This window comes from Serratia sp. (in: enterobacteria), from assembly GCF_051654945.1.
Taxonomy (GTDB): domain Bacteria; phylum Pseudomonadota; class Gammaproteobacteria; order Enterobacterales; family Enterobacteriaceae; genus Chania.
Genome location: NZ_JBOFZA010000072.1, coordinates 119,165 through 145,401 on the forward strand (window position 1 = coordinate 119,165; position 26,237 = coordinate 145,401).

Annotated in this window: 27 protein-coding genes; 13 read left to right on the forward strand and 14 right to left on the reverse strand. The window is 53.1% G+C overall.

Annotated elements, in window-relative coordinates; translation table 11 throughout:
- Positions 1 to 286 precede the first annotated feature (286 nt).
- The gene (gene dtpA, locus ACRDCA_RS10990; protein WP_438689541.1) at positions 287 to 1,795 is read left to right on the forward strand and encodes a dipeptide/tripeptide permease DtpA; all 1,509 of its coding nucleotides are present in this window, start codon (positions 287 to 289) and stop codon (positions 1,793 to 1,795) included.
- A gap of 112 nt (positions 1,796 to 1,907) precedes the next feature.
- On the opposite strand, the gene ACRDCA_RS10995 is transcribed toward dtpA, so the two are convergent.
- A complete protein-coding gene (locus ACRDCA_RS10995) occupies positions 1,908 to 2,471 on the reverse strand; it encodes a helix-turn-helix domain-containing protein (RefSeq protein WP_438689542.1) in 564 nt (187 codons plus the stop codon).
- A gap of 109 nt (positions 2,472 to 2,580) precedes the next feature.
- Between ACRDCA_RS10995 and ACRDCA_RS11000 the strand changes: the two genes are divergently transcribed.
- On the forward strand, positions 2,581 to 3,765 hold the full coding sequence (locus tag ACRDCA_RS11000) for a benzoate/H(+) symporter BenE family transporter (protein ID WP_438689543.1): 1,185 nt from the start codon (positions 2,581 to 2,583) through the stop codon (positions 3,763 to 3,765).
- Positions 3,766 to 3,771: 6 nt separating this feature from the next.
- Here ACRDCA_RS11000 and ACRDCA_RS11005 read toward each other — a convergent pair whose 3' ends face one another.
- Positions 3,772 to 4,626, reverse strand: a complete 855-nt coding sequence (locus tag ACRDCA_RS11005; RefSeq protein WP_438690141.1) for an aminoglycoside phosphotransferase family protein — start codon at positions 4,624 to 4,626, stop codon at positions 3,772 to 3,774.
- Between the two features lie 127 nt (positions 4,627 to 4,753).
- On the opposite strand from ACRDCA_RS11005, the gene ACRDCA_RS11010 reads away from it, so the two are divergent.
- Positions 4,754 to 5,131, forward strand: coding sequence for a RidA family protein (locus ACRDCA_RS11010; protein WP_438689544.1), 378 nt, complete (start codon positions 4,754 to 4,756; stop codon positions 5,129 to 5,131).
- A 12-nt stretch (positions 5,132 to 5,143) separates the two neighbouring features.
- On the opposite strand, the gene ACRDCA_RS11015 is transcribed toward ACRDCA_RS11010, so the two are convergent.
- On the reverse strand, positions 5,144 to 5,524 hold the full coding sequence (locus tag ACRDCA_RS11015) for a nuclear transport factor 2 family protein (protein ID WP_438690142.1): 381 nt from the start codon (positions 5,522 to 5,524) through the stop codon (positions 5,144 to 5,146).
- A gap of 19 nt (positions 5,525 to 5,543) precedes the next feature.
- Entirely contained in the window at positions 5,544 to 5,855 is a 312-nt protein-coding gene (locus ACRDCA_RS11020) for a hypothetical protein (protein ID WP_438689545.1), read from the reverse strand.
- A gap of 189 nt (positions 5,856 to 6,044) precedes the next feature.
- On the opposite strand from ACRDCA_RS11020, the gene ACRDCA_RS11025 reads away from it, so the two are divergent.
- The 5 genes from ACRDCA_RS11025 (at position 6,045) to ACRDCA_RS11045 (ending at position 10,308) form a co-directional block, all read left to right on the forward strand.
- Positions 6,045 to 6,314, forward strand: a complete 270-nt coding sequence (locus tag ACRDCA_RS11025) for a hypothetical protein (RefSeq protein WP_438689546.1) — start codon at positions 6,045 to 6,047, stop codon at positions 6,312 to 6,314.
- 238 nt (positions 6,315 to 6,552) lie between these two features.
- Entirely contained in the window at positions 6,553 to 6,816 is a 264-nt protein-coding gene (locus tag ACRDCA_RS11030) for a DUF3811 domain-containing protein (RefSeq protein ID WP_438689547.1), read from the forward strand.
- Positions 6,817 to 7,171: 355 nt separating this feature from the next.
- Positions 7,172 to 8,053: a 4-hydroxy-tetrahydrodipicolinate synthase gene (dapA, locus tag ACRDCA_RS11035; RefSeq protein WP_438689548.1), complete on the forward strand. Its 882-nt coding sequence runs from the start codon at positions 7,172 to 7,174 to the stop codon at positions 8,051 to 8,053.
- A 95-nt stretch (positions 8,054 to 8,148) separates the two neighbouring features.
- Positions 8,149 to 8,751, forward strand: a complete 603-nt coding sequence (gene gstA / locus ACRDCA_RS11040; protein WP_438689549.1) for a glutathione transferase GstA — start codon at positions 8,149 to 8,151, stop codon at positions 8,749 to 8,751.
- A gap of 636 nt (positions 8,752 to 9,387) precedes the next feature.
- On the forward strand, positions 9,388 to 10,308 hold the full coding sequence (locus ACRDCA_RS11045) for a LysR substrate-binding domain-containing protein (protein ID WP_438689550.1): 921 nt from the start codon (positions 9,388 to 9,390) through the stop codon (positions 10,306 to 10,308).
- A gap of 97 nt (positions 10,309 to 10,405) precedes the next feature.
- On the opposite strand, the gene ACRDCA_RS11050 is transcribed toward ACRDCA_RS11045, so the two are convergent.
- From ACRDCA_RS11050 to ACRDCA_RS11065, 4 genes are all read right to left on the reverse strand, one after another.
- Positions 10,406 to 11,602: a fimbrial protein gene (locus tag ACRDCA_RS11050; protein WP_438689551.1), complete on the reverse strand. Its 1,197-nt coding sequence runs from the start codon at positions 11,600 to 11,602 to the stop codon at positions 10,406 to 10,408.
- A gap of 63 nt (positions 11,603 to 11,665) precedes the next feature.
- Entirely contained in the window at positions 11,666 to 14,326 is a 2,661-nt protein-coding gene (locus ACRDCA_RS11055; protein WP_438689552.1) for a fimbria/pilus outer membrane usher protein, read from the reverse strand.
- A gap of 72 nt (positions 14,327 to 14,398) precedes the next feature.
- Positions 14,399 to 15,100, reverse strand: a complete 702-nt coding sequence (locus ACRDCA_RS11060) for a fimbria/pilus periplasmic chaperone (RefSeq protein ID WP_438689553.1) — start codon at positions 15,098 to 15,100, stop codon at positions 14,399 to 14,401.
- Positions 15,101 to 15,156: 56 nt separating this feature from the next.
- Positions 15,157 to 15,699, reverse strand: a complete 543-nt coding sequence (locus ACRDCA_RS11065; protein ID WP_438689554.1) for a fimbrial protein — start codon at positions 15,697 to 15,699, stop codon at positions 15,157 to 15,159.
- Positions 15,700 to 16,357: 658 nt separating this feature from the next.
- Between ACRDCA_RS11065 and ACRDCA_RS11070 the strand changes: the two genes are divergently transcribed.
- Entirely contained in the window at positions 16,358 to 17,056 is a 699-nt protein-coding gene (locus ACRDCA_RS11070) for a helix-turn-helix domain-containing protein (RefSeq protein WP_438689555.1), read from the forward strand.
- A gap of 51 nt (positions 17,057 to 17,107) precedes the next feature.
- On the opposite strand, the gene tyrS is transcribed toward ACRDCA_RS11070, so the two are convergent.
- The 4 genes from tyrS to anmK all read right to left on the reverse strand — a co-directional run bounded on the left by tyrS (position 17,108) and on the right by anmK (position 20,856).
- Positions 17,108 to 18,382: a tyrosine--tRNA ligase gene (gene tyrS, locus ACRDCA_RS11075; protein WP_438689556.1), complete on the reverse strand. Its 1,275-nt coding sequence runs from the start codon at positions 18,380 to 18,382 to the stop codon at positions 17,108 to 17,110.
- Positions 18,383 to 18,523: 141 nt separating this feature from the next.
- Positions 18,524 to 19,177 carry a pyridoxamine 5'-phosphate oxidase gene (gene pdxH / locus ACRDCA_RS11080; protein WP_438689557.1) on the reverse strand — a complete coding sequence of 218 codons (654 nt, stop codon included), beginning with the start codon at positions 19,175 to 19,177 and terminating at the stop codon, positions 18,524 to 18,526.
- Positions 19,178 to 19,372: 195 nt separating this feature from the next.
- Positions 19,373 to 19,690 (reverse strand): MliC family protein, encoded by a 318-nt coding sequence (locus tag ACRDCA_RS11085; protein ID WP_438689558.1) that lies wholly within the window; start codon positions 19,688 to 19,690, stop codon positions 19,373 to 19,375.
- Positions 19,691 to 19,734: 44 nt separating this feature from the next.
- Complete coding sequence (anmK, locus tag ACRDCA_RS11090; protein WP_438689559.1) at positions 19,735 to 20,856, reverse strand: anhydro-N-acetylmuramic acid kinase; 1,122 nt, start codon at positions 20,854 to 20,856, stop codon at positions 19,735 to 19,737.
- 366 nt (positions 20,857 to 21,222) lie between these two features.
- Here anmK and ACRDCA_RS11095 point away from each other — a divergent pair, with 366 nt between their 5' ends.
- On the forward strand, positions 21,223 to 21,687 hold the full coding sequence (locus tag ACRDCA_RS11095; protein WP_438689560.1) for a glycine zipper 2TM domain-containing protein: 465 nt from the start codon (positions 21,223 to 21,225) through the stop codon (positions 21,685 to 21,687).
- 89 nt (positions 21,688 to 21,776) lie between these two features.
- Here the strand turns inward: ACRDCA_RS11095 and slyA are convergent, their stop codons facing one another.
- Positions 21,777 to 22,211: a transcriptional regulator SlyA gene (gene slyA, locus ACRDCA_RS11100; protein ID WP_438689561.1), complete on the reverse strand. Its 435-nt coding sequence runs from the start codon at positions 22,209 to 22,211 to the stop codon at positions 21,777 to 21,779.
- Between the two features lie 179 nt (positions 22,212 to 22,390).
- Here slyA and ACRDCA_RS11105 point away from each other — a divergent pair, with 179 nt between their 5' ends.
- From ACRDCA_RS11105 to ACRDCA_RS11115, 3 genes are read left to right on the forward strand one after another with little or no spacing between them, the layout of a single operon-like run.
- Positions 22,391 to 22,627 carry a DUF1656 domain-containing protein gene (locus ACRDCA_RS11105; protein WP_438689562.1) on the forward strand — a complete coding sequence of 79 codons (237 nt, stop codon included), beginning with the start codon at positions 22,391 to 22,393 and terminating at the stop codon, positions 22,625 to 22,627.
- A 3-nt stretch (positions 22,628 to 22,630) separates the two neighbouring features.
- A complete protein-coding gene (locus ACRDCA_RS11110; RefSeq protein ID WP_438689563.1) occupies positions 22,631 to 23,494 on the forward strand; it encodes an efflux RND transporter periplasmic adaptor subunit in 864 nt (287 codons plus the stop codon).
- 3 nt (positions 23,495 to 23,497) lie between these two features.
- Complete coding sequence (locus ACRDCA_RS11115; RefSeq protein WP_438689564.1) at positions 23,498 to 25,525, forward strand: FUSC family protein; 2,028 nt, start codon at positions 23,498 to 23,500, stop codon at positions 25,523 to 25,525.
- A gap of 14 nt (positions 25,526 to 25,539) precedes the next feature.
- Here the strand turns inward: ACRDCA_RS11115 and sodC are convergent, their stop codons facing one another.
- Positions 25,540 to 26,061: a superoxide dismutase family protein gene (sodC, locus tag ACRDCA_RS11120; protein WP_025118936.1), complete on the reverse strand. Its 522-nt coding sequence runs from the start codon at positions 26,059 to 26,061 to the stop codon at positions 25,540 to 25,542.
- Positions 26,062 to 26,237 lie beyond the last annotated feature (176 nt).

Sequence of the window (26,237 nt, forward strand, 5' to 3'; positions counted from 1 at the left end):
GCAGAAGATATAACTAAATTAATTCCGGTTGGCTTTTAATCAAAACAAAAACTCGGCAAATTTAAAAATGACAAACGTTAATACTGCATAACATTTGCAACATAGTTACATGGCGTTGTTAATGTTATATGTAACAGAACATGTCAAAAAGCTTGCCACGTTGACAAAGATAGTGAACATTAACCGCCGGCATTAATCCTATAACAATGCAGAAGGGTGCAGCCCAGCATCACATTCTGCAATTTCCCGTCGTGACAATTCGGGTAGTGAAAAATCAGAGGTACCAGTGTCAACTGCAAACAACAATTCTTCGGACAACATTAGCCTTAACGCGTTTAAGCAACCTAAGGCCTTCTACCTGATCTTCTCGATTGAACTCTGGGAACGTTTCGGCTACTACGGTCTGCAAGGCATCATGGCCGTCTACCTGGTCAAAATGCTTGGCCTGAGTGAAGCCGACTCGATTACGCTGTTCTCCTCATTCAGTGCGCTGGTCTACGGTTTCGTGGCCATTGGTGGCTGGCTGGGGGATAAAGTTCTCGGCTCCAAGCGGGTGATCGTGTTGGGTGCCATCGTGCTGGCCGCCGGTTACGCCATGGTGGCTTATTCTGGCCATGACATCTTCTGGGTATACCTGGGGATGGCTACCATCGCCGTAGGTAGCGGCCTGTTTAAAGCCAACCCTTCTTCCCTGCTGTCGACCTGCTATGAGAAAGACGACCCGCGTTTGGACGGTGCATTTACTATGTACTATATGTCCGTCAACATCGGTTCATTCTTCTCCATGCTGGCAACGCCATGGTTAGCGGCCAAATATGGCTGGAGCGTGGCTTTCTCGCTGAGCGTGGTGGGCATGTTGATCACCCTGGTCAACTTTATGATGTGCCACGGCTGGGTTAAGCAATACGGTTCCAAACCGGACTTTAAGCCGCTGCAAATCCAGAAACTGCTGATGGTGATCGTTGGCGTGGTGGCCTTGGTGGCGATTTCCAGCTGGTTGCTGCACAACCAGATTATTGCGCGCGTAGCGCTGGCTATCGTTTCCGTGGGTATCGTCATCGTGTTCGCCAAGGAAACCTTCGCCTTGCACGGTGCCGCACGTCGTAAAATGATCGTGGCCTTCCTGCTGATGCTCGAAGCGGTCGTGTTCTTCGTGTTGTACAGCCAGATGCCAACCTCACTGAACTTCTTTGCTATCCACAACGTTGAGCACAATATTCTGGGGATCGCCTTTGAGCCGGAGCAGTACCAGGCACTGAACCCATTCTGGATCATGCTGGCCAGCCCTCTCCTCGCGGCACTGTATAACAAGATGGGTGACCGTCTGCCGATGCCGCACAAGTTTGCCTTTGGCATGATCCTGTGCTCTGGCGCGTTCCTGGTGCTGCCGTGGGGTGCAAGCTTCGCTAATGACCAGGGCATCGTCTCCGTTAACTGGCTGATCTTGAGCTATGCGCTGCAGAGTATCGGTGAGCTGATGATCTCGGGTCTGGGGCTGGCCATGGTAGCCCAGTTGGTACCACAGCGCCTGATGGGCTTTATCATGGGCTCCTGGTTCCTGACCACCGCTGCCGCCGCGCTGATCGCTGGTAAAGTCGCTGGCCTGACCGCCGTGCCAAGCGACATCAACGACCCTCACGCTTCTTTGGCCATCTACAGCCACGTGTTTATGCAGATTGGTATCGCCACCGCAGTGATCGCCGTGTTGATGATGCTGACCGCACCGAAGCTGTACCGTATGACGCTGGATACCGCAGAAGATACGGCAGAAAAAGCGAAAGCTGCTGCTCTCTGATCCCTGCTGTAATCTGACCATGAAACGCCGGAGCCTAGCTTCGGCGTTTTTTTTGACCAAACCTCACTTGACTGCCAATGTAGAGGCGCTGCATGCTGCGCCAACTCAGTGATCAAGTCCGTGGGTAATGGATCAGATCGTGGATACGTACCGGCTCTGAGCTGGCATTGTGATACGCATGTGGGCAGTCTGCCTGGAAACGCATGGCTTCACCGCTGGCAAGGCTGTGCCACTTGCCGTTAATCGCCAGCTCCAACTGGCCACTGATCACGATAACGTGTTCGATTACGCCCGCCTCGTGTGCCGAAGATTCGCTTACCGCGCCAGGAGCCAGGTCGATCACAAACATATCAAAACCCAATTGGCGATCGAACGGAAACAGCGGCACTACGCGCATATCGGCATTATCTTGCTTGAACATCGGCAACTCACCGTAGCGATGCAGCATCGCCGCCGGTTGCAGCGGTGCCGTTTCAAGAAAGGCCGAAAAAGCGACGTTAAACCCGGTGGCAATTTTCCATAGCGTCGCCACCGTTGGGCTGGATTCGCCCCGTTCGATTTGCCCCAGCATCGCCTTGCTGACGCCGGTATTTTCGGCGGCCTGATTCAGGCTCCAACCGCGCTGTGTACGTAATGACTTCAACGTTTGCGCCAAATGGCTGCCAAGATCCTGCATGCTGTTCTCCCGATAGGTCTGGACGATTATACCCGCTTGTGCGCTATAACGCACGATGCTATGCTGCCCTCATTCGTACGTTATAACGCACACAGGCCCGGGAGCGGTTATGCGTCCTGCACTCTCATTACGTGATATCTCCTTTTCTGCCATTGTCGCCGGTTTTGTAGCGGTGCTGGTGGGTTACACCAGTTCTGCCGCGATAATCTTTCAGGCCGCTGCTGCCGCAGGAGCCAGCCCGCTACAGATTGGCGGTTGGCTGAGTATGCTTGGCCTGGGCATGGGCGTCACCTCGTTGGGGCTATCGCTCTATTACCGCACCCCCATTCTCACCGCCTGGTCAACACCCGGCGCTGCGTTGCTGGTTACCAGCCTGCCCGGCACTCCGCTCAATGAGGCCATTGGGGTGTTTATTTTCGCCAGCGGCCTGATCCTGCTCTGTGGTGTCACTGGGTTATTTGCCAAGTTGATGAACTACATCCCGCAGGCCATATCGGCGGCAATGCTGGCCGGGATCTTGCTCCGTTTTGGTTTGGACGCCTTTGCCTCCTTGCAGATCAATTTTTCGCTTAGCGCGGGGATGTGCCTGGTATACCTGTTCACCCGCCGCTACCTGCCGCGTTACGGCATAGTGCTGACCTTGTTTGCCGGGCTGGCCATTGCGGCGTTACAGGGTAACATTCATTTCGCTCAGCAGACGCTGTCCTTCGCCAAACCGGAATTTATCGCTCCGCACTTCACGCTGTCTACGTTGCTGGGCATAGGTATTCCTTTCTTTGTCGTGACGATGGCCTCGCAGAACGCGCCTGGCATCGCCACTCTCAAGGCTGCCGGGTATGAGGTCCCTACTTCGCCCTTGATCAGTTGGACCGCGCTGACAGCGCTGGTGCTGGCTCCTTTTGGCGGCTTCACGGTGTGTATTGCGGCCATTACCGCCGCCATCTGCATGGGCCCGGACGTGCATCCCGACCCTAAACGCCGTTATATGGCTGCCGTGGCCGCCGGTGGATTTTATCTGTTGGCCGGAGTGTTCGGCGGCACCATAGGTATGCTGTTCAGCGCGCTGCCAGTAACGTTGATCCATACCATCGCCGGGCTGGCGTTATTAGGTACCATTGCCGGGAGTTTGCAGCGTGCACTGCAAGATGATAAGCAGCGGGACGCGGCGGTGATCACCTTTCTGATCACCGCTTCCGGGTTGACGTTGTTAAATGTGGGGGCGGCATTCTGGGGGCTGATTGGCGGGGTGCTGGCTTACGCCATTTTCTCATTACCGCAGCGTAAAACGCGTTGAACCCAGCTATTGCTCTGCGACAATCGGCAGGATAAATCCGCTATCGCCCTGCGGCAGCGCGATACCCAAGGCGCGTGCTGCCAGTTCTGCGACCCGGAAATCGATATCCGCCGTCTCACCATCTTCCAAAAACCAGGCGGCGGAAAGCCCCGCCCAGGCCAGGATCCATTGCAGCAAACGGCAGCGTTCCAATCCCGCCAGTGAGCACACCTGTTCTACACGGCGATGGAATATATCGGGATCGGTAGCAATACCGTAATTGGGGTTGCAGAAGATATTGGCATAATCAAATCCGCGTTCGCCATACAAACGCTTGGGATCGATCACCAGCCAGCCGCGGTCGGCAAAATCCAGCACGTTGTCATGGTGGATGTCGCCATGCAGCACCCCTTGCTCCCTGGGGCTGGTCAGCAGCTCCGCCGCCGCAGTAGCGCTCAGGCGTAACATACCGCCATGAGCCTGCGCTGCGGGCCATAAAGCATTAAACCATTGATGCAAAGGGATCAGGTCAGGATAAGGTTCATCTCGCGGCGCATGCAGACGGGCAATCACCTGGCACAGAATGGCCGTGGCCCGTTGGTCTTCACCATTACGTACCAACTGAGCCAAAGACAGCGGCCCCATGGCCCTTTCCAGTAAAATGCCGTCATCATGCCAGGCCAACACGCGCGCAGCGCCTTCTCCACGCCACCAGCACATCAGCAGACCGCCAAATTTTTCTTCCTGTTCGCGGGCAATTTTCAGCATCGCCGGCATCCTTTGATAGCGTACCGGCATCAACAGGCTACTGTGGGTTTCAAACGCTTGCCCGTCTGGCTCAAGCTGCCAACGTTGCAGATAAGGAATAAATGCCTGGTTGATCACCCTTATGCACCCTTAATTGCGAGAACGACTGTTTGGGATGATAGTATTACCCAGCAGCATCCTGCAAAACTTTCGGCTGCACGCGCTGGTTGGTGCGTGCTCTTGGCAATCTCGTGGGGTCATCATGTCATTAATCAAACGCACCAATTATGCAAAACTTCCCAAGCCAGGTGGACCCTATGTCCACGCGGTACGCCACGCCGATACGTTATACGTTTCCGGCCTGACGGCCTTTGCCACCGAAGCCCAGGGGCAGCCGGTACAGGATCAGGCTCGTGCCATACTGGAACAGCTGGCGGCCGTGGCGGCCAGCGAAGGGACCAATCTTAAATCGCTGATCAAGATCACCGTTTTTCTGACCGAAATAGCCGATCTGGCCGCCATCCGTGACGTACTGTTCGACTATCTGGACGGGGCACTTCCCGCCAGTTCACTGGTTGCCGTCAGCGCCCTGTTTTCCCCGGACCTTAACGTTGAGATCGAAGCCATTTTGGCGCTGTAAATCAGAGGGGCGTTATAGCGCCCCCTCATCCAGTTCACACGGGCCAATCTTGAACCAGGCTTTGGCGATCTTCCCCTGCTCAATCTCGTAGATGGCAATAACGTCCATCTTGCCGCGTCCCTGGGGAAAATTGCGCGTCACCACTTCCTGGTCGATGACCAGATTCTCCACCACCATCCGTTTGATACGCTCACCGTACAGACTGGGTTCCAGGAAGCGGGCAATATGACGCTCACGGATTTCACCTTTACCTCGGGCAAGCAGCGTATCCGGATGCTGGTAATACTGCGCATCATCGGCCCAGCAGGCCATAAAGGCATCGATATCACGGGCATTGTAGGCATCAAGTTGCTGCTGCACGATCTCTTCTGGACGTACCGTTTTGCTGCTCATCATTATCTCCTGCCCAAGGTTAAAGTTCAGTGATTTCATCCACCTGATGATGAAACACGTAAGGATCGGAAATCAGCTCGAAGGCTTCGTCATCCGGATAAGTGACCGCCACCTGATAGGCCTCACCGGCGAAACATTTGATAGCCTCCAGCGAGGTCCAATAGGTTGCCAAAAAGAAATGTGCGTAGTCTCCCTGCACCTCTTGCCTGACAAACGCCCCAAGGTTGCCCGCAATGCCATTAGCATGCTTGACGCCTGTGACTGCTAAATGATCGGCAAACCCTTGCCGATGTTGAAGCGGCACGCAGCCGTGCCAGGTTCTGACAACCATCGTCACCCGCTGAATATAAAGTCGGAAATAGTGAATAAATAACCTATCACGTTTTTAGCCGATTTCAATCCGTCAGCGCATGATTTTTCATCCGCTGCAGAAAGTGCCTCAACAACGCTTTTCCGTCATGACGGCGAAGGGAAAACTCTGTTAATTTATCCGCTAGAGACTGATTAAAGATGAGAGACTATGCAGCAAAAGCCGGTTTTGCACGAAGCCAGACAGTTGAAACGCCTCAACGCCGCAACGCGGCGGCAGTCGCACATGTATAAGTGGTTTGCCCTGGTTGCGGCACTCGATGCACTGTTGGTATTTTGCTATGACCGGGATATGCGTAACGTTTCGTTTTCAACCGTGGTCGCCCTGGTTTGTGGTTATCTATGGATCCGCGATCGCAATAAGGCACGCGGCTATCGGCGCGAGTACGACAGCAAATACGGCAACCCTCGCAACGAGTAATCACTCTTCACCCCCAGTACGCTGACGAGCGATTCACGCTGGATCACTTCGCAGCCAAGTTGTTCACACTACAGGAAAGTTTTCAGACAGCGACGGGTCATCAGATGGCGGCACTGCGCACCGAACGCATGCCTCGCTTTTGCAGCGAACTGCTGGAAGAAGTTTGATCGCTACGGCGCACTATTATTGCCATAAATCCTGTACACTGAAAGTCAACTTCACAACACAGGTTGCCAAAATGAAGAGACTAACGCTGAAAGAAATGACAGAAAGCGAACAACGTGAAGTAAAAACCGATCTGGACAGAGCAAGCAAAAACCTCGATCGTCAGTTGACCAACTCCGAACATAATAAAATTAAAGACGAAGCCATCGATCGCATTATGGCCGCACGCGAGAAGATTGCCAAAGCAACCCGGGCAGAACGCAAAGCCAACCGGGCGCAACCGACAGGCGCGACCTTCAGTTGGACCGCCTCCATCAGCACGCGTCCACACCGTTGATATCAGACCCCGCTGCGGCGGGGTTTCGGTTGCATAAGCCAGGTTTATCTGCACCCCGCCATTATTAATATCCCTATTATCAGCCAGTTATCCATTGACAGCCTGCCGTGACCTGTCCACTATCGAATGACATTCACTGGTTACGAGATCGCCATGACCTATCTACTCCAACAGGCAACACCGCAGCAAACCGCGTTGACCGTTGGTGGGATCCTGGCGGTTACTTCGAAGAAACAGTCGCTCATTTGACCGGGGCGTGCTGTCCCGTCAGATGAGCTGACTGGATGGTGTGCAACGCGTTACCCCTCTCTGGTTTTCTCATCTGACTTCTAATCTTTCACAGAAGGAGTTTTACATGGCTTCATTTTCCGGTATTTGGGTTGCGTTGGTTACCCCGTTCAATCATCACGACGTCGATTTCCCCGCCGTGAAAAGGCTGGCTCAGCATTTGATCGCCAAGGGGGTGGCTGGCGTGGTGGTCTGCGGTACCACTGGCGAAGCCGCGGCCCTGAGTGACGAGGAACAGCTGGCCGTGCTGGATGCCGTTCTCGAGGTGGTGCCCGCCCGCCAGGTGGTCATGGGGCTGGCCGGTAACAACATGACGGACACCTTGCAGATGCAGCAGGCCATCCATCAGCGCGACATTGCCGGCGTGCTGATCCCTGCTCCGTACTATATTCGCCCTTCACAGGCAGGCCTGGTGGAATATTTTACCCGCCTTGCCGATGCCTCTCGTGTACCGGTGATTTTGTATAACGTACCTTATCGTACCGGCGCAACCTTTGAGCTGGCAACGCTGCGCCAACTCGCCCGCCATCCACAAATCAAAGCGATTAAAGACTGCGGCGGCAACCTGGATACCACGATGGCGCTGATCCACGATGGCGACATCGACGTGCTGACGGGTGAAGACAATTTAATTTTCACCACGCTGTGTCTCGGTGGCCGCGGCGCGATTTCCGCTGCGGCTCACCTGCATCCGGAACGCTTTGTCGCATTGGTAGAACAAGTGGCACAAGGCGATCTGGCCACCGCTCGCGATAATTTCTATACCCTGTTACCCATGATCCACCAGATATTCAGCTACCCGAATCCAGGCCCGGTTAAAGCAGCGCTGTCGCAGCAGGGGCTGATAAACAATGAGCTGCGCTCGCCAATGCAAACGGCGCCACAGGCGTTGCAGCAGCAGATTGCTGATTTATTGGCGCAGATGCAGCCACTCGTCCCGGTGGAGTAAAAAAATTGTTGGCAAAACCGCTGTAATTTTTCCGGCCGAGGACTAGGATGGGAGGTTAAACCTGCCTGTCCTTCATCACCATCAAGGAGTTTTCGATGAAATTGTTCTATAAAGCCGGCGCCTGTTCCCTGTCACCTCACATCGTACTGCGTGAGGCCGGGTTGGATTTCACCGTCGAGAAAGTCGATTTAGCGCAGAAGAAAACCGAAAGTGGTGCCGACTATCTGGCGATCAACCCGAAGGGGCAAGTCCCGGCATTGGTTCTTGACGATGGCAGCCTGCTGACCGAGGGCGTTGCGATTGTGCAATACCTGGCGGATCGCGTACCGGATCGCAACCTGATCCCGGCCGCTGGCACACTTTCCCGCTATCATGCGATCGAATGGCTGAACTATGTGGCCACCGAGTTGCATAAAGGCTTCAGCCCGTTGTTCAATCCGAAAACGCCAGACGAATACAAAGCGATAGCCCGCGATAAACTGGCCAGCCAGTTCAGCTATATGGACTCGGTGTTAGAGAAACAGCATTACCTGCTGGGCCAACGTTTCAGCGTGGCGGATGCGTATCTGTTCACCGTGCTGCGTTGGGCAAAGGCGTTACAGTTTGATCTGCAAAAGCACGCGCATCTGACAGCTTACTTCGATCGCGTAGCGGCACGCCCTGCGGTAGCAGCAACGTTGAGTGCCGAAGGCCTGTAATTTTCAGGATTGCGTTATTGGCGGGATCACTCCCGCCACCTTCGTACATCACCGTAGCCAGGATCGGGTTGTTGTCCCCTCTGCGCTAATATAATAATTTTTCATTACCGATAAAAATAAGTTAATTCACAGGCGATAAGTATAATCTTATACTGCCAACCACCCGGCAATTGATTGGAAAAGTCTATTAACACGACATAAATACCAACCCTATGCCGTTTAAATTTCGCACTTTTATTATTATCCATCTTTTTTTATAAAATTGAAAAGTAATTTATGGACAACAAAAAGAAACTCCCGCTATTAATTGTATACTGAGAAAGTGATAATTACCTAGCCATGCACGGTTTACGCAATAGCTAATTACAGGAAACAATAATAAATAAAAGGACGCAACATGCACGCCCCCCTGCCAAACCTCGATATACATCCCTCACGCAGATTGCCAAGCAAATAACACTCACTGCACACTTTTTTCGACAAAAAAAAGCCGAATGCATTCATTAGCATGTCAGCAAGATAACGATTTAACATTGTCTTGCTTGATAAACCTGCGTGACGGTCTATGATCTATTAAAAGAGCATTTAACAATAATCACTCAGGTAATCATCAATTTATAAGTCACCAGGTGAATTATGAAAGAGCTTCCAAAGATTAATCAACTCAGAAACTTCCAGGCAATAGTCCGCTATGGGAGTATCACCATGGCATCACAAGCGTTGTTTCAAACGCAGCCCGCCATGACACGGAGCATGCAAGAGTTAGAACGCATATTGGGCGTAACGCTATTATCCAGAGGCCCGCAGGGCATGGTATTAACCAAGATAGGGCGTATTTTCGAATCCAGAGTTAACTTGATCCTTAATGATATAGAAAGAGCCGTCGATGAACTGCAGCAAATCAGCCAGCTTTCACAAGGCTCTGTCGTTTTTGGTTGTTCACACTTACCCGCTTTTAGTGTACTGCCTTCTTTGATCAATAAGTTTCAAGCCGAAAACCCATCCGCTACCATTACGATCATAGAGGGACAACTCTCAGAGCTAATTACATCTATACGCTTGGGGCGGTTGGATTTTTTCATTGGCATCGCCTCACCCGAGATATCGATGAGTGAATTTTTTATAGAAAAATCAATCAAGACCGAGTTTTTTGTTATTGCCCGCAAAGGACATCCTTTAGCCAATAGCCAGTCACTAAGCCAGTTACAGGGTGCCAAGTGGTACTTTCCTCATTCCAATACGGGCTACTACAAAAATTTGGAGAGGATGATATTCCCGATGGGCAGAAGTAAGGAAGACACGGTGATTTATGGTGACTCAATGACCATTGGCGAACAGTTGGTCATGCATGAAGACTATCTGTTCATCGGACCTAAGGCCATTCTCAATGTAGAACAGCTGAGGAATAGACTCTCGGTGGTTCCTGTCGAAGAGAAACTCCCCGAGGCGACCTATATCCTGATCTACAGACAACAGCAAGGTCTGACCCCCTTGGCCGCACAATTAATGAAGAAGATCGGCACCGCGTGTTTTGACTTTCTTACTGGTAAGGCTTAAATGTTTAAGGCCTCCATGCCAACGCAAGCATAATCAAAAGCCAGGTCCATATGGGGATCGCAAATCCCCATATGGCCTCAGCATCACGGTTAAAGTATTAATAATAGTTGACCGTAAACGTCACTTTGCCATTCGCCTTGCCTGGCGTGGGATTGTCAGCCGTTTGAATATAACGGGCAGCCAACGGGACACGAAGCGTCGGGCTGCCGTCTTTCGGTAGTGCCTGCGTTTGTTCGGCAGCAAAGTTAAATGGCGTCGGCGTTTGAGCACTGTCTCCCCAACCGATCTGGATACCTACGCCTGAAGCCGCGCCAGACACCGTCGAGTCGATTGCCATCACGCCATTGGCGGCATCGATCACGTTGCTCGTCGGTGCCAATCTCACGCCAACACTGTTATTCAGTGGGGTAGAAACCGTCGCTTTACCCGTGTTGTAATCCATCAATGATGTGGTATTGGTCGCATTATAAAAACCGTAAAATGTCGGGCAGTTAGTCAGAGTGATAGACGCGTCAATCCAAGGCGTGGTCGAGCCAACCCGGCTAAAATGCTCACGGATATCATAAGAACCCAATCCAACCGTCACATCCGGCGTGGTGCAGGTCTGTGTCGAGATCGTCAGGGCTCCCTGGAAATTGATATTATAAAAAGTAAACGGGATCCCGGTAACGGCAACCGAGCCAGGATGGCTATTCGCGGGTTGTTCAATCATCGTTCTGATACTCGGGAAATTTGCACCGCTAATCGTAAAGCTTCCGGGCGTGATCGGCCCCGTTTTAATCAGCGAGACATAACGAGTAGAACCGCCAAAATTCAAGGCGCCACCTAATTCATTGCTAACCTGCTTCATCGGGTTCTCTGTATCAGCGATCACGGCACGTCTGTTTACTGTGACCGGATCGCCGTCAGGGGTGCGTGAAATCACCACGCCGATCCCTGGAATATTGGTTTGATAGACGGCCCCCGCAAACGGGCCGGTCATCAAGCCGCTCAACGGCAGCGGAGCATTGTTAATCAGCGTTGAGCTGCTGAACCAAAATGACTTACCTACGTCCGCCTGTGTCCACTGGCATTCCATCAAGGTATTTTTCATCAACCAGGTACCTTGATAAAGCACCGTACCCACGGGAATATCAGCCCCGGCAGAAATCACCGGTGGGCTCAACGGCACCGTTTCCGTTTGAGTCGAGCCCGCAGGAAACGAACAGTTGGCCACGGCCCAACTGTTGGTGCTGATAGCACTTAACAAAATACCGCCGAGCAGACCCGCTAGTTTATTTATTGATAACTTCATCTGTCATAACCCCTGTTGCGGGCAAACCATGCCAGCAAGGAAAATCGTTGTCATACCTGGCCGTTAACCGTGGTTAACCGCCGATGTTGCATTTTTGTTCGCCAGTTTGGCTCGCGGAGAAATAGCCGGTGCTGTCGCCGTGCAAGGCGAGTTGAACTGCTGTATCTGCCCCTGCTTTTGCCCTTTGGCCATCGGCATCAGCACATAGCTGACCATGCATTGCATCTGGCTGCCTTCGCCCCACTTCACACTCAGCTGGCCCTTGTCTTGTGCCACGCGCGCATAGAGCTGCCCACCCTGACCCACCGTTCCCACGTTGTTACCCTTACCGTCGAAGACATCGGCCCCGAACGGCACCGGTTCCCCTTGGTAAGTCGAGTCAATCAGGATGGCCGTTCCCTGCTTGGTGGTGTATTTCATTTTCACTACCGCCCCGGAATGCGGTGCCACTTTCTGGCTGGTACTGTCCAGCTCAACATGGGTTGACGTGCCTTTCGGGTCGATACTGATTTCATTCATCTGGTACGGGTTCAAGTACGGCACTACCGCATAACCGCGTGAGTCGATGCTCACTCCGGGATACGAGGAGACTTTGGCCCCTTCGGCCCCTTTGGCTTCTACCAGCGCAAAAGTGTCAGAGGTGTACGGCGTAAAGGTCACGCCACCCGCATGGCCAATCACCGTGCCGTTCATCCCGGCTGAAGCGCTCTGATAACCTTTACCCGTACTGTAAGTCCCGCTCAGCGCGGTAGCCGGGCTGCGGTAGTTCGCACTTACCGATCCACTGCTCCCCTGGCCCTGATTGGCATTCATTGCCGTCACGCCGTAGCTGAACTGATTTTCCTGCCCGGCGCTACCGGACACCGTCGCTTGCTGGCCATAACGCCCGCTGCTGTCATGGGATAAATCCATCCGCAACTGCGGCGTGTGTTTCTGATCGTCGCGCCCCAGCGGCAGGCTGAAACTCAACAGGTAGTTGGTTTGCGCCGTACCCAGGCTGGAGAAACTGCGGTTGGCACTCAAACCGTAAGACAGACTCTTGTAACGGTTGTTGTAACCCACCTGGTACTGCTTCTCGCTACCGTCCTTATTCCAGTAATTCTGCAAGGAGCCGCTGATATACAGCTGGCCCCAGTTTTCCGGCAGACCCTGCCCGGCGGTAACCGTCAGGCGGTTTTTCGCCCGCGAAATCGCATCTGGCGAATAACCCTGCGCCACCGCATCACGGGTTTGCATCGCGGTCATAAAGTCCATGTAACCGTCGGTCGAGAAACGGTAGGCCGCCAGCGACAGGTTGCTGTTGGTTTCACCGATCAGCTTGCTGTAGCTCACCTGATAGCTTTGCCCATTGAGACGGTTGCCTGGATGATGTCGACCATTTTCATCGGTGCTGTTATCCAGCCGCGTCCCCGCCTGGGTAACGTCGAAGGCCAGTGCCCCGATGGGCGTACCCGCCGCCGTCCCCAGTTGTAACGCATAGTAATCCTGGCTGGCCTGCAAGCCGCCATATCCGGTGATCGCGTTGGTCAAGCCAAGCTGGTAAGTCGCCTGGTACAACGCCGGTTTCTCTCGCAGGTTATCGCTGCGTACTTCACCTGCGGTAATCGAATAACGTGATGACCCCGGGCGTAACAACTGTGCCACCGAGGCATAAGGCACGCTGAAGGTCTGTTCGGTGCCGTCGGATTCACGTACCCTGACGTCCAGATTGCCGCCGTAACCGGTCGGGTACAGATCGTTGATCAGGAACTCACCCGGCGTGACCGTGGTTTCATACAGCACCTGGCCGTTCTGGCGCACGGTGACACGGGCGTTGGTGCGCGCAATGCCACGAATATCCGGCGCGTAACCGCGCTGAGACTCCGGCAACATCCGCTCGTCACTGGCCAGCTGTACGCCGGTAAACGCCAAGGTGTCGAACAGTTGCCCGGTGGTGTTCGACTGCCCCATCAATACTCGTGCCTTCAGTGCCGGAATATCCCGCTGCAGATAGGTATTGATGTTGCTGTATTGGTTCTCACCGTTATCCATCCGGCTATAGGAGCCATTGTGGCGCAAATACCAGGCCCCGACATTCACCCCGGCGTTTACCCCGGCAAACAGCGAGTTATAGCTGCTGCCGTGCGATTCGCTGGTGTAGCCATTGACGTTGTAGCCAAGCAATACGGCCGGGACACCGCTGTCCCACAACTCTGGGTTGACGGTGCCACGGGCGGTGTTCAGCATGTATACCTGCGGGATGACGATATCCAGGCGTTGTTCATTACTGTCGTAATTGACCTGGGCTTCCGGCAGTTTTTGTTGCAGATCCAGACAGAGTTCGCCCGGGTTCTGTTGGCTTAAAAAATCTGCCGGCAACTTGGCGTAATTAAACGCAATGCTATTAATCAGATCGCGGGTCAGACAGGGATAAACCGATTTATCCGCCCGCGTCTTGAATTCAATATCGGTGTTGCTGATCGGCTGATTGTTAATATACAAAGCCGTTTTATATATCCCTGGCAAGCCTGAGGAGCCATTGGCAAAACGACTGAGATCAACCGACTTTTCATCATCGACATTCAGGAACGACGTATCAAACTCCAGATTCTTTGCGACCTCTTGCGGTGTCTCTGTATCAATCGCCGTCCCGGCATTGACACTACCCATAAAGAAAGTCGATAACACGGCAATAGCCAATGGAGATAACCGGCCATGCTGGCCCTGTGGCAAAGCGTTAGACATAGATATCCCTTCAGATCCGTCCTGAATACTGACTTATTGATTGATGCGAGCTGTTTTTATTAATTAACGAGGCTATTTTATCTCTGCATTAAACGCGGCAACCGCACCGTAATCATTCACATAGCTGCCAGCAATTTTGCTTCCTGCAAAACCTGCCAGATCCAACGTCAGGGTGCTGCGTGGTGCCACCATCGCATGGTCGAGCTTTTTGCCATTTACCGACAGATTCACCAACGATACGTAGTACGGCGTTGGGTTAGTGGCCTGAATACGATTTCCCTGGCTGCTCCAGGTCAAGGCCTTCACCGCCTCGTTAGGATTACCTTCCAACCCGGCTGGGCGATAGAACAGCTTGATACGCGAACGGAAAGCCATCTGTAAGCGGTTCTCTGCGGTTTTGGTCTGGGCTTTGGCCGGGACTTCCAGCACGTTCAGCCAGAACACCGATTCTTTATCCATCGGCAGCGAGCCGCCAGCGTAGCTGATACGCAGCGTCTGGCCTTTGCCAGGTTCGACACGGTTCATCGGTGGCGTCAGCACGAACGGCACTTTGATCGCCGACGGCTTGGCATCTGCATCTCCGTTATCGATCCAGCTCTGCAACAAGACCGGAGAACGGCCACCGTTACTGATCTTGACGCTGATTTCTTTGGCATCAGAGGGGTAAATCACCCGCGTACCGCTAATCACCACACTCGCCAGGCCATTGGCGCTGAACAAGGCAACGGTGAACAAGGTAGTAATCTGGCGCCAATTAACAGAAAGAAACTTCATTATACACTCCGAACAAACTGACTCATTGGGAGAGGTAGGCCCTCTCCCACAGCCCATTACTGGTACTGGATAGAATAAACAACGTTGCTGACTACAGTACCGGCAGTGGTTGCGCCTTCCGCGTAGTAACGGACGATGTATGGCAAGGTGGTGCTACCGCTGGTGACGTTTTGATAGGTCGTGGCGGTGACCTGATCCTGGCTGCCGGCCTTGATCACGGCTTGTGATGAACTAGAGCCATCCAGCAATTGCAGGCTGACATTGGCTGCGGTGCCGCTCAGATTAGTCAGACGACCGGTCACGGCATCAACAGAGGCCCCCGCCTGGAAGAAGGCAGAAGCGGTCTGCAAGGTGCCAGCACAGTTGCTCAGCGCCATCACGAAACCGGTATCACCCGCCGTGCGGGTCGCGGTTTGCAGCTGGTTGGTGCTCACGGTTGGCAGAACTACGGTCGCGTCCGCATCCTGTCCATCAACAACAACATCACAGGTGTTGGCGGTCAGTTCACCGTTAAAGGTGATAGTGCCGCTAGAAGCGGCCTGAGCAATACCAGAAGAGAGAGCAACGGTAGCCATCGCGGACAGAAGAATTTTTTTCATTACAGTATTCCTTACGTATAATTAACTCTTGTATGACGTCCTTATCGTTAAGAAACGTCGAACCTATTTACGTTCTTCTATGAACGAGATAAAAATAACCCTCAATGCAAAGGTTATTTTCAATGCGTTCAACCAAGCATTATTTAGTATTCACGAGTGACGACAAGAAGTGACTGACAATTCCAATATTGGATACCTGTCGCTGCTGTGGAGCACTATAGAATATTCTTACAAAGAGAGTAAATGAAGTAATTTTTATTCCTCATACAAAAACTGCATAACGAAAATAAAAATCCGCACCACCCTAAATAGCAGACATGGGGAATTGGTTTTATACCAAACACGCATGATTTCAACCAATTGATTTTAAACGTGTTATTTAATTAAAAAATGACAAAGGAGCACATTTACAACCGCTAGTGACATGTATTTATCTTCAATATGAAACTTTGTTATCGCCAATGCAAATTAGTTAATTCATAACGTTTAAGCTGAACTCTATACTGGAAACCTCATAAAGCGCCACATACCTGCTTAACCTCAATAGTGCGTATGAAAGAGCTGCTATTACGAAGAAACTCCGTGCAACACCTGCATTAACCAGATACGACTAATTTAAAAAACACTATTAACTACCAAGACTGCTGATGAGAAGGCGATGCGCAAGAAAAAATTAGTATTACAATGTTCCTGTCATTTTACCCGGATGGGGTTGGAAGCATTAATCAACGAGTCCGAACTATCTGCATCAGTTGAACTGGTCGCCAGCACACGTGATGCGACACCATGTGAGTCTCTGTTGGCAGAGTTACCCGTTGTCGATATCGTGGTCCTGATATTACGCAATAACGATTATAACCTGGCCTCGCTCCTTGAACTGATTGGGGAACGATTGCCACACTGGCATCCCTCAAGCCAAGTCGTGCTGATGGGGAATCTGAGCTCGATGAATGTTTTGAAGCGTTGCTTTAGCGGGCTGGAAAATGTTTGGTCGATAACGGCCTCATCAGCCCCGTTGGCTGCCTTACTCAAGCACCTGCAGGAGATCGCTGCGGCTGAAAAAATGAAGGTTAAAGATCCCCGAGCCGGACTCTCGCAGTACGAGCGGTTGGTGTTACGAAAACTGCTGGGCGGGGAAAGCCTGAATCAGATTGCCGGCGGTCTGGCAATCCACTACAAAACGGTAAGCTATTATAAGCGTAGCGCGTTGGCAAAACTGGGGATGAGTTCCTTATCTCCTCTGGTATTAAACCGGCACAATGCAGCACCAGCGCGGAAGGCGATAATGATGGGATTATGGAAAAAGCTCGCGATCGCGATAAAACAGCCAACCCCACAAAAATATGAGGTTGGCTAGTGCGGTGAGACCTAGGCGATAGTGTAAGGGCGCGTACTGCGCCCGTTCAGATTATTTCCAGTCAACCAGGCAGTAATGCTTTTTGCCGCGACGCAGCAGCGTATAGCGGCCAAACAGGCGATCGCTGTCGGTAAACAGATATTCCGGATTGGACTGCTTCTCACCGTTGATGGTAACCGCATTGGAACCGATCATGGTGCGGGCCTGCCCGCGTGAAGGGACCAACTCGGCATTAACCAATGCCTGTTGCAGATCCGCCTCGCTTTCCAGCTTGATGGTTGGCATACCGTCTTGCGCCAACTGGGCAAAGTCTGCCTCGGTCATGTCGTGCAGTGCGCCAGAGAACAGGCTCTGAGTGATACGCTTCGCAGCGGCCAGACCTTCTGCACCATGCACCATACCGGTCACTTCTTCTGCCAGCACATACTGGGCACGTGGTGCCTTGCCGCTGTTCTTGTCTTCCTCTTCCAGCGCATTAATCTCTTCAATGCTCAGGAAGGTGAAGAACTTCAGGAAGCGATACACGTCCGCATCCGCGGTATTGATCCAGAACTGGTAGAATTTGTACGGACTGGTTTTTTCCGGAGCCAGCCATACCGCGCCACCTTCGGTCTTGCCAAACTTGGTGCCGTCTGCCTTGGTGATCAACGGCACCGTCAGACCAAACACCTGCTTCTGATGCATGCGGCGAGTCAAATCGATGCCTGAGGTGATGTTACCCCATTGATCGGAACCGCCGATCTGCAACTCCACCTGGTGGCGGTTGTACAGTTCGGAGAAGTCGTACCCTTGCAGCAGGTTATAGGAAAACTCGGTGAAGGAGATCCCGGAGTCATCGCGGTTCAGACGCTGCTTGACCGCCTCCTTGTTGATCATCTGGTTGACCGAGAAGTGCTTACCGATATCGCGCAGGAAGGTCAGCACGTTCATGCCGCCGAACCAGTCGTAGTTGTTGGCCGCAATGGCGCTGTTGCTGCCACAGTCGAAATCGAGGAACGGAGAAACCTGCTTGCGGATTTTCTCGACCCATTCGTTGACCGTTTCCGTGGTGTTGAGTTTGCGTTCAGCGGCTTTAAAGCTCGGGTCGCCGATCATCCCGGTCGCGCCACCTACCAACGCTACCGGCGTATGGCCGGCCAGTTGGAAACGCTTCAGGCACAGCAGAGGCACCAGATGGCCCAAATGCAAGCTGTCAGCGGTCGGATCGAAACCGCAATACAGTGCAATTGGCCCTTGCGCCAGTCGCTCTGCTAACGCTTCCTCGTCCGTCACTTGAGCCACCAGGCCCCGCTCTTGCAGTTGTTGAATCAGGTTGATGCTAGCCATCAATTTCTCCATGTATAAACGAATGCACCTTTGCCGGTACACGGCCTTCGCCCATTGGCGAAAATCATAAAATTCGGGGTAGCGCATAGAATAAAGCGCCAGCGGCATCAGTGCCAGCGCTTAAGGGGGATTTTCGGTCTATCAGGGTGCCAGTCGGTCAATTTTCCAGTCATTTCCCGCGCGTTGATACAGGAAACGGTCGTGCAAGCGGTGCGCGCCCCCTTGCCAGAACTCAACGGAGTTGAATTTTACCCGGAAACCGCCCCAGAAACTGGGTAACGGCACTTCCCCTTGCTGGAACTTTTGCTTCAGCTCAAGGAACTTGCTTTCCAGGATGCCACGAGCGGAGATGCGCGTTGACTGTTGTGACACCCAAGCACCGATCTGGCTGTCTTTAGGCCGACTGTTGAAGTACTTCATCACTTCCAGCGTCGAGAGCCGCTCGGCCTTGCCGAGAAAGATCACCTGACGATCCAGCATATGCCACGGGAACAGTAGGCTGATATGCGGGTTTTGCGCCAGCTGTTGCGCCTTGCGGCTGCCGAGGTTGGTATAGAATACCAGCCCCTGGTCATCGAAATGCTTGAGCAATACGATGCGCTGGAACGGCTGCCCCTGCTCATCCACGGTAGCGACACACATGGCGGTAGGATCGGCCAGGCGTGCTTCACAAGCCTGTTTGAGCCAGCGTTCGAACAAATCGAGGGGATTGACGGTCAGATCGTTGCGACGCAGGCCGCCACGGGTATATTCACGGCGCAGATCCGCCACATCAAACTCATTATTATCAGTCATCTGGGTTAGCAACCAAGCGGTAAATTCGTTGTCATATTCTGCGCCTGTAGCAGCAGGATCTCAATCGTTCTGCGGCTTTAGTGCAGCAGGTGGGGATAAACAGAACGCCGACACGCCGTAAACCCGTCCGTGGGGGCTCGCAATCGCGCATTCCTGCGCTCAACGCTCGGCTAACCTGTATTATCCCCACCAGCCTCAAGCATTGGTGGAGCGGTTAGCCAACACACAATCACTCATAATCACTTTATCATTGCGCTCGACAAAGGCGTTTTGCCCTTTCGACCAGAAGGTGTATTTGCCGTCGCTGTATTTGGCACCGGACGCCGCTATCACCTGTTTCAGTTTCAGCTGTTCGCCGTCCATCAGGAAGCTGACCGTGCTCTCTTCACCATTGAGCGCCACGGTGAGCGGCGTCGTTCCGCATTGATAGTGCAACGTTTCGCTCTGTTGCGGCATCACGTAGCTGCACCCCGCCAACACCAGAACTCCGCCAACCATCGCTATTTTGTTCATCAAATGCTCCTTCAGATAGTAACCTTTTCTTTATCCTAACAGAGCTAGCGGTGGCCCGATGGCAAAACCGGATAAATCCCACCCAGCAGGGTTTCACAACGGGCACCGGTTACCGAAGGCAGATTACCCGGCTGACCGGAAAGGGTGCGAAATGCCAGCCAGGCAAAGGCCAACGCCTCCATATCATCACCGCTGACGCCAAATTGGTCCGTGGTAGCGACCTCGGTGCCCGGCAGTAAGGCGGACATACGCGCCATCAGCAACGGATTACGGGCACCGCCACCGCAGACCATCAGCCGCTCGCAGCCCCCCGCCAGCAACACCTGTTCGCTAATGGTGGTAGCAGTCAACTCCACCAGCGTGCTCATCACATCCACCGGCGTTAACCCCGGCATCGTCGCCAGCTGTTGTTCCAGCCAACTGATATTGAAGTATTCCCGGCCGGTACTTTTCGGTGCCGGCAAGGCGAAATAGGGATCGGCCAACATCTGCTGCAACAGCGGGAGACAAACGCGCCCTTCCATTGCCCACAGGCCGTCTTTATCAAAAGGTTGCGAGCGGTGCCGCCATACCCACGCATCGAGCAGCATATTGCCAGGGCCGGTATCAAAACCACGAACCGCTGCGCCAGGCAGTAACAGGGACAGGTTAGCGATGCCGCCGATATTCAGCACCATGCGCCGCTCGGAGGGGTGAGCCAACAAAGCCTGATGAAATGCCGGAACCAGCGGTGCCCCTTGACCACCATAGGCCATATCACGGCGGCGGAAATCCCCCACGGTGGTGATATTGGTCAACGCTGCAATGCGGTTATTGTCCCCCAGTTGCATCGAGAAACGCGTCTCCCCCTCTGGCTCATGCCACACCGTTTGGCCATGACAGCCAATAGCGGTAATTTCATGCGCCGGAATACCCGTCTGTTTTAACAGCCCCAGCACCGCTTCACCGAACAGTGTGCCCAACTGCGCATCCAACCGCCCTACGGCGGAAAGCGTGGTCTGCTGCCCTTGGCACATCCCCAGAATATCTTTTTTCAGTTGGATCGGCATGGGGTGGCTATAGCTTGCCTGTTGCGCCACCATACGTTCATCGATCGCGGCAAGCACCACGTCGATCCCATCCAGACTGGTGCCAGACATAACACCGATATAGCGGCCTGACTTCATCAGCAATATCCTTTACCCTTTCCAGGTTGCAACCTTATTCACCCTGTAAATAGACCAGAATTGCACGATTAACGCCATGAATTATGATGTCTTTTTTACAGCCTGTGATCGAAGTTGTTTATTTTATGCTGAGAATTGGTTACATATCCAACAGCATGGGATGATAAAAGCCGCGCTTATTTGTTTTCAGTTCTGTCACAAAGCTAAACCACCGTTTATTATTGGTTGAACAGAGAAAAGCTAAGCTGTATACAGAAGCAGCCAATGGGTGAGATCACATCGATTCAGCCATAGTTGCCGTAATATTTATAGAACCTGGTCTGGGCCAACCTCCCAGGTCTGGATTACCTACTGCAGGAGCTTTATATGATCAAGCGTCTTCTCGTTGTCGCTCTCGCCTCAGTCACACTGGCGGGCTGTGCAAACCAAACCGCGTCCGGTGATGTCTATTCCGCCTCTCAGGCTAAACAGGTGCAAACCGTGACCTTTGGTACCCTGGTATCCGTACGCCCGGTACAAATTCAGGGCGGTGAAGGCTCAAGCATGCTTGGCACCATCGGCGGTGCAGTGCTGGGTGGATTCCTGGGGAATACCATCGGTGGGGGCACAGGTCGTAGCCTGGCAACCGCAGCGGGTGCCGTAGCCGGTGGTGTCGTCGGCGACAGCGTCGGCAGCGCGGCTAGCCGTAGCAACGCCTGGGAGCTGGAAATCAAAACCGATAATAAAGAAAATATCGTGGTGGTACAGAAAGCCGGGTCAACCAAGTTCACCCCAGGGCAGCGTGTACGTATGGCACAAAACGGCAGTACCGTTACCGTTTCTCCTCTGTAACAGCTTCGCCATAATGCAAAACCGGAGGCCCCTGGGCCTCCGGCTTCTGTATGTTGCCGTGACATAATTGAATAAAAAAAGCGCTGGAATTATTGTTTTTCTTGCAGTTCGATGATGTTCTGTTCCAGCTTGCTAATCAAACCGACTAAAAGTTTTACTTCCTCTGCCGAGATACCGCTGAGAATTTCGCCTCTGGTCGAGGTGATGACGCTATCCACTTCACGAATAATCGGTTCTGCCGCTTCGGTCAGCTTAATTCGCTTGGCGCGCCGATCGTTGGCGCAGGTATGACGGGTGATCAATCCTTTATCTTCCAGTTGATCCAGGGTGCGGACCAATGAGGGCTGCTCAATGCCGATCGCTTTTGCCAGCTGGATCTGCGACTGCTCAGGCGGTAACCGATTGATATTGTGCAAAGTAACCCAATGCGTTTGTGTGAGCTCCAACGGCTTCAACCGATGATCGATCAGCGCCCGCCAAACACGAACTAATCGTGCTAAATCTGAACCTAACGTTGATTCCACTTCCACCTCCTTATAATTAGCATGCTAACATTACTCCCAGAGTGTAGACCATTTTGGTTAAATCATATTAAAAACACAAATGTATATAATCCAAATAGTAAAAATAGACACCACTTTTATCCGTAATTGGTTATCCTCTATGCAAACATTGTTCATATTCACTCATAGGGATTGCTAACGTGAATACGCCTTGGCTCCATACTGCGTCACCCCTGCCCGACCTGGTGCTGGGTGCATCGCTTTATTTCCCTCCCATCTTTAAAGCATTCTTACTCGGATTGGTCTTCTGGTTGCTGGTACATCATCTGCTGCGCGACTGGATGTACTCCGGTGATATCTGGCACCCCATGCTGATGGATTTGTCCCTCTTCGTCATTACCGTCAGCGGTTCCCTGTGGCTCCTAGCGAGTTGGTAGCTCATGAAGCATAAGACATTAAAGTATTTTTCGACGGTTATTGTTTGTGCCATCGCGCTTTGCGCCGGTTGGTGGTTATGGAATTACTATATGCAATCCCCCTGGACACGCGACGGTAAGGTGCGGGCAGAACTCGTCAATATTACCCCGGAAGTCTCTGGAAGATTAGAGAAAATTATGGTTCATGACAATCAGTTCGTCCCTGAGGGGACTCTGATTTTCAGCATTGACCCCGTTCCCTACCAGATTGCGTTGGATAATGCCGAGGCGGCTCTGGCTAAAGCCCAGACTGATATGGCCAAGGCCGACCACGAGGCGGCCCGTCGCCGCAGCCTGCCCCGCAACGTCATCTCCTCAGAGGATTTGGATGAGTCGAACCTGGCCGCCGCCGCAATGAAAGCCTCGTATAAAGCAGCACAGGCCAATCAGGAACAGGCCAAATGGAACCTCAGCAAAACGCGGATCTATGCTCCAACCGACGGTTACATCACCAACTTACAGGCCCGCGTCGGCAACTACGCCACCGCAGGTACACCGCTGGTGGCGCTGGTAGACACCCATTCATTCTATGTGCTCGGTTATTTCGAAGAGACCAAACTCAGGCATATCAAAGAGGGCCGTAAGGCGGATATCGTATTGTATAACGGCAATATCCGGCTGCAAGGCGTGGTTGAAAGCATTGGCCGGGCCATTTACGACCAAAGCGCCGACAGCAGCAGTGATTTACTGATGGATGTGAAACCTAACGTGCCCTGGGTTCGCCTGGCACAGCGGGTGCCGGTACGGATCAGACTGGTCGATGTTCCGGTCGATTTGCCGCTGGTCGCAGGCACCACCTGCACCATCTCCATACATCAGCAGGACTAATGTGTGAACCTGCCCTTTCTTGAATGGAAGCGCTCGCCCTGGGGGAAAGCCACCGCAGGGCAATGGCGCTATGCGTTACGCAACACCCTGGCAATGTGCCTGGCATTGTGGGTCGCCTTTGTATTGCAGTTGGACGAGCCCTATTGGGCACTGACCTCCGCCGCCGTCGTCAGCTTCCCGACGGTTGGCGGTGTGATCAGCAAGAGCATTGGCCGCATTTTCGGTAGCCTGCTCGGGGCGATGGCCTCACTGCTGATTGCCGGCTGCCTGAACGATCCCTGGTTGTTCACCCTGTCGATTGCCAGCTGGTTGGGGTTATGTACCTACATTTCCAACCACTATCAGAACAACGTTTCCTACGCCTTTGCCCTGGCGGGCTATACCGCCGCGATCATCGTGTTTGGCACGGTTAACATTACCGATACCCAGCAAATTTTTGATATCACCCAGGCGCGCGTCTGCGAGGTGATCACCGGGATCCTGTGCGGCGGGCTGATGATGATGATCCTGCCCAGCACCTCGGATGGTGAAACCTTGCTGGTTTCGCTGCGCCGTATGCACTTACGCCTGCTGGAGCACGCCGCCATGCTGTGGCAGCCGGAAATCAGCCTGCGAATGCGTACCTCCCACGAGGGCGTTATCGGCCAGATCCTGACCATGAACCTGTTGCGCATTCAGGCCTTCTGGAGCCATTACCGGCTACGTCGGCAAAACAATATTCTCAACTATATGCTGCATCAGCAACTGCGTATCACCAGCGTTATCTCCAGCCTGCGCCGCATGTTGTTAAACTGGCCCGATCGCCCGGAAAATCTGGCGGCGGTGTTGGATCAACTGCTGAATGAATTACGCGATCCCACTACCGACAAATACCGGCTGGCGCATATTCTGGTGGCCATCGCACCCCAGGATCCAACCGATTACCGCCATCGCGCTTTCTTCTTGCGCCTGCGCCACTTTTGCTGGCTCTACCTGCGCTGTACCCGCTGGCTGCACCGGCTGGAAAACGCCACTCAGGCCAGCGATATTGAGCCGCCCCGGGTCACCTCACTGGCACGCCATACCGACAGCTATGAAGCGGCCTACAACGGACTACGCACCTTTCTGTGCATTCAGATCGGCTGCGCTTACTGGATCGCCACCCAATGGGAAGCAGGCAGCTCGGCGCTGACGCTAATCGCTATCAGCTGCGTGCTCTATTCTTCTACACCTTCGCCGATCAAATCCATCACCACCCTACTGAAGGCGGTTTCCCTGCTGTTTGCCTTCTGTTTTGTGATGAAGTTCGGTTTGATGATCCAGATCGATGACTTCTGGGTATTCTGCGCCTTCCTGTTCCCAACCCTGGTGACGATGCAGATGATGAAGCTGCAAAATCCCCCTTTCGCCCCGCTGTGGGGTCAGTTGATCGTGTTTATGGGATCGTTTCTCGCGGTGACCAACCCGCCAAGCTACGACTATCAGGCGTATATCAATGACAGCCTTGCCAAAATTGCCGGCGTGCTGTTGGCCGGTCTGGCTTTCCAAATCCTGCGGCCCAGCTCGGACAAACGTAAAAGCCGACGGATTATCCGCGCCTTGCGCCGTGATTTTATCGATCAGTTGAGCAAGAAACCGCAGCAAAGCGAAAGCCAGTTCGAGTCGCGTATTTATCACCGCATCAGTCAACTGAATCAAAGCCTGGATCAGGAGGCTCGCACCTGGCTATTGCGCTGGGGAGTGGTGCTGTTGAATTGCAGCCACGTAGTCTGGCACTTGCGTGAGTGGCAAACCCGGTCAGACCCGCTGTCTGCCGTCAGAGACGTTTGTATTCATTGCCTGAAGGGAGTCATGACCGAGAAAGGAGTGCAGCATGCGTCGTTGGACGCCACTTTGCTTGAGTTGCAACGCATGAGTTCCGCACTGGCCCAACATCCTGAACAGGCAGCCCGAGATTTGGCAGGGTTGATTTGGCGGCTTTACTGCTCACTGCAACAACTACAGCAGGCAATCATCCCACCGGAAGAGACAACAGCGCCCACGCCAGGCTGACGCGGGCGGCTGGTTTACTTGATTACGCCGCAGGCGAAGCGATCGCCACCACCACCCAGAGGCTTGGGTTGATCGGAGTGGTTATCACCACCGGCGTGTACCATCAGCGCCTTGCCTTCGATTTCGCTGATTTTCTTCAAGCGAGGTGCCAGCACCTGGGTATCCGCCATGCCATCCGCCGTCACGTAAATGGCGGGCAGATCGCCTAAATGCCCATCGGCATAAGGGCCAAGGTGCTTACCGGTTTTCTGTGGATCGAAATGGCCACCGGCTGCCAGCGCGGCTACCGCCTTGCCGTCTTTCATACCCGGCTCGCAGCTCCCTTTTTCATGCACGTGAAAACCATGTACACCAGCAGGTAAGGCTTTCAGCTGCGGGGTAAACAGCAGGCCGTAAGGCGTTTCGCTAATTGTGACTTTACCAATATCCTGCCCGATTCCCTGGCCGGTCACCAGGTTCATTTCGACATCAACCGTTGCTGCCTGCGCCACGCCACAGGCCACTAAACCCAATGCCGCACACCAATAACGTTTCATCAATCAACCTCCATGCGATAGTTATAGTCCATAGGGAGTATATACCGAATAAATTCCGCCATAGCCGGAAATAGCCATTAATCAGACGACATGCGATCCTGCTATAACATTTTGTGACCTCCCTCCCGCTATTCCTTGGCTTTTTGCCACTCTCCGTCGACACGTGTCAGTAACGC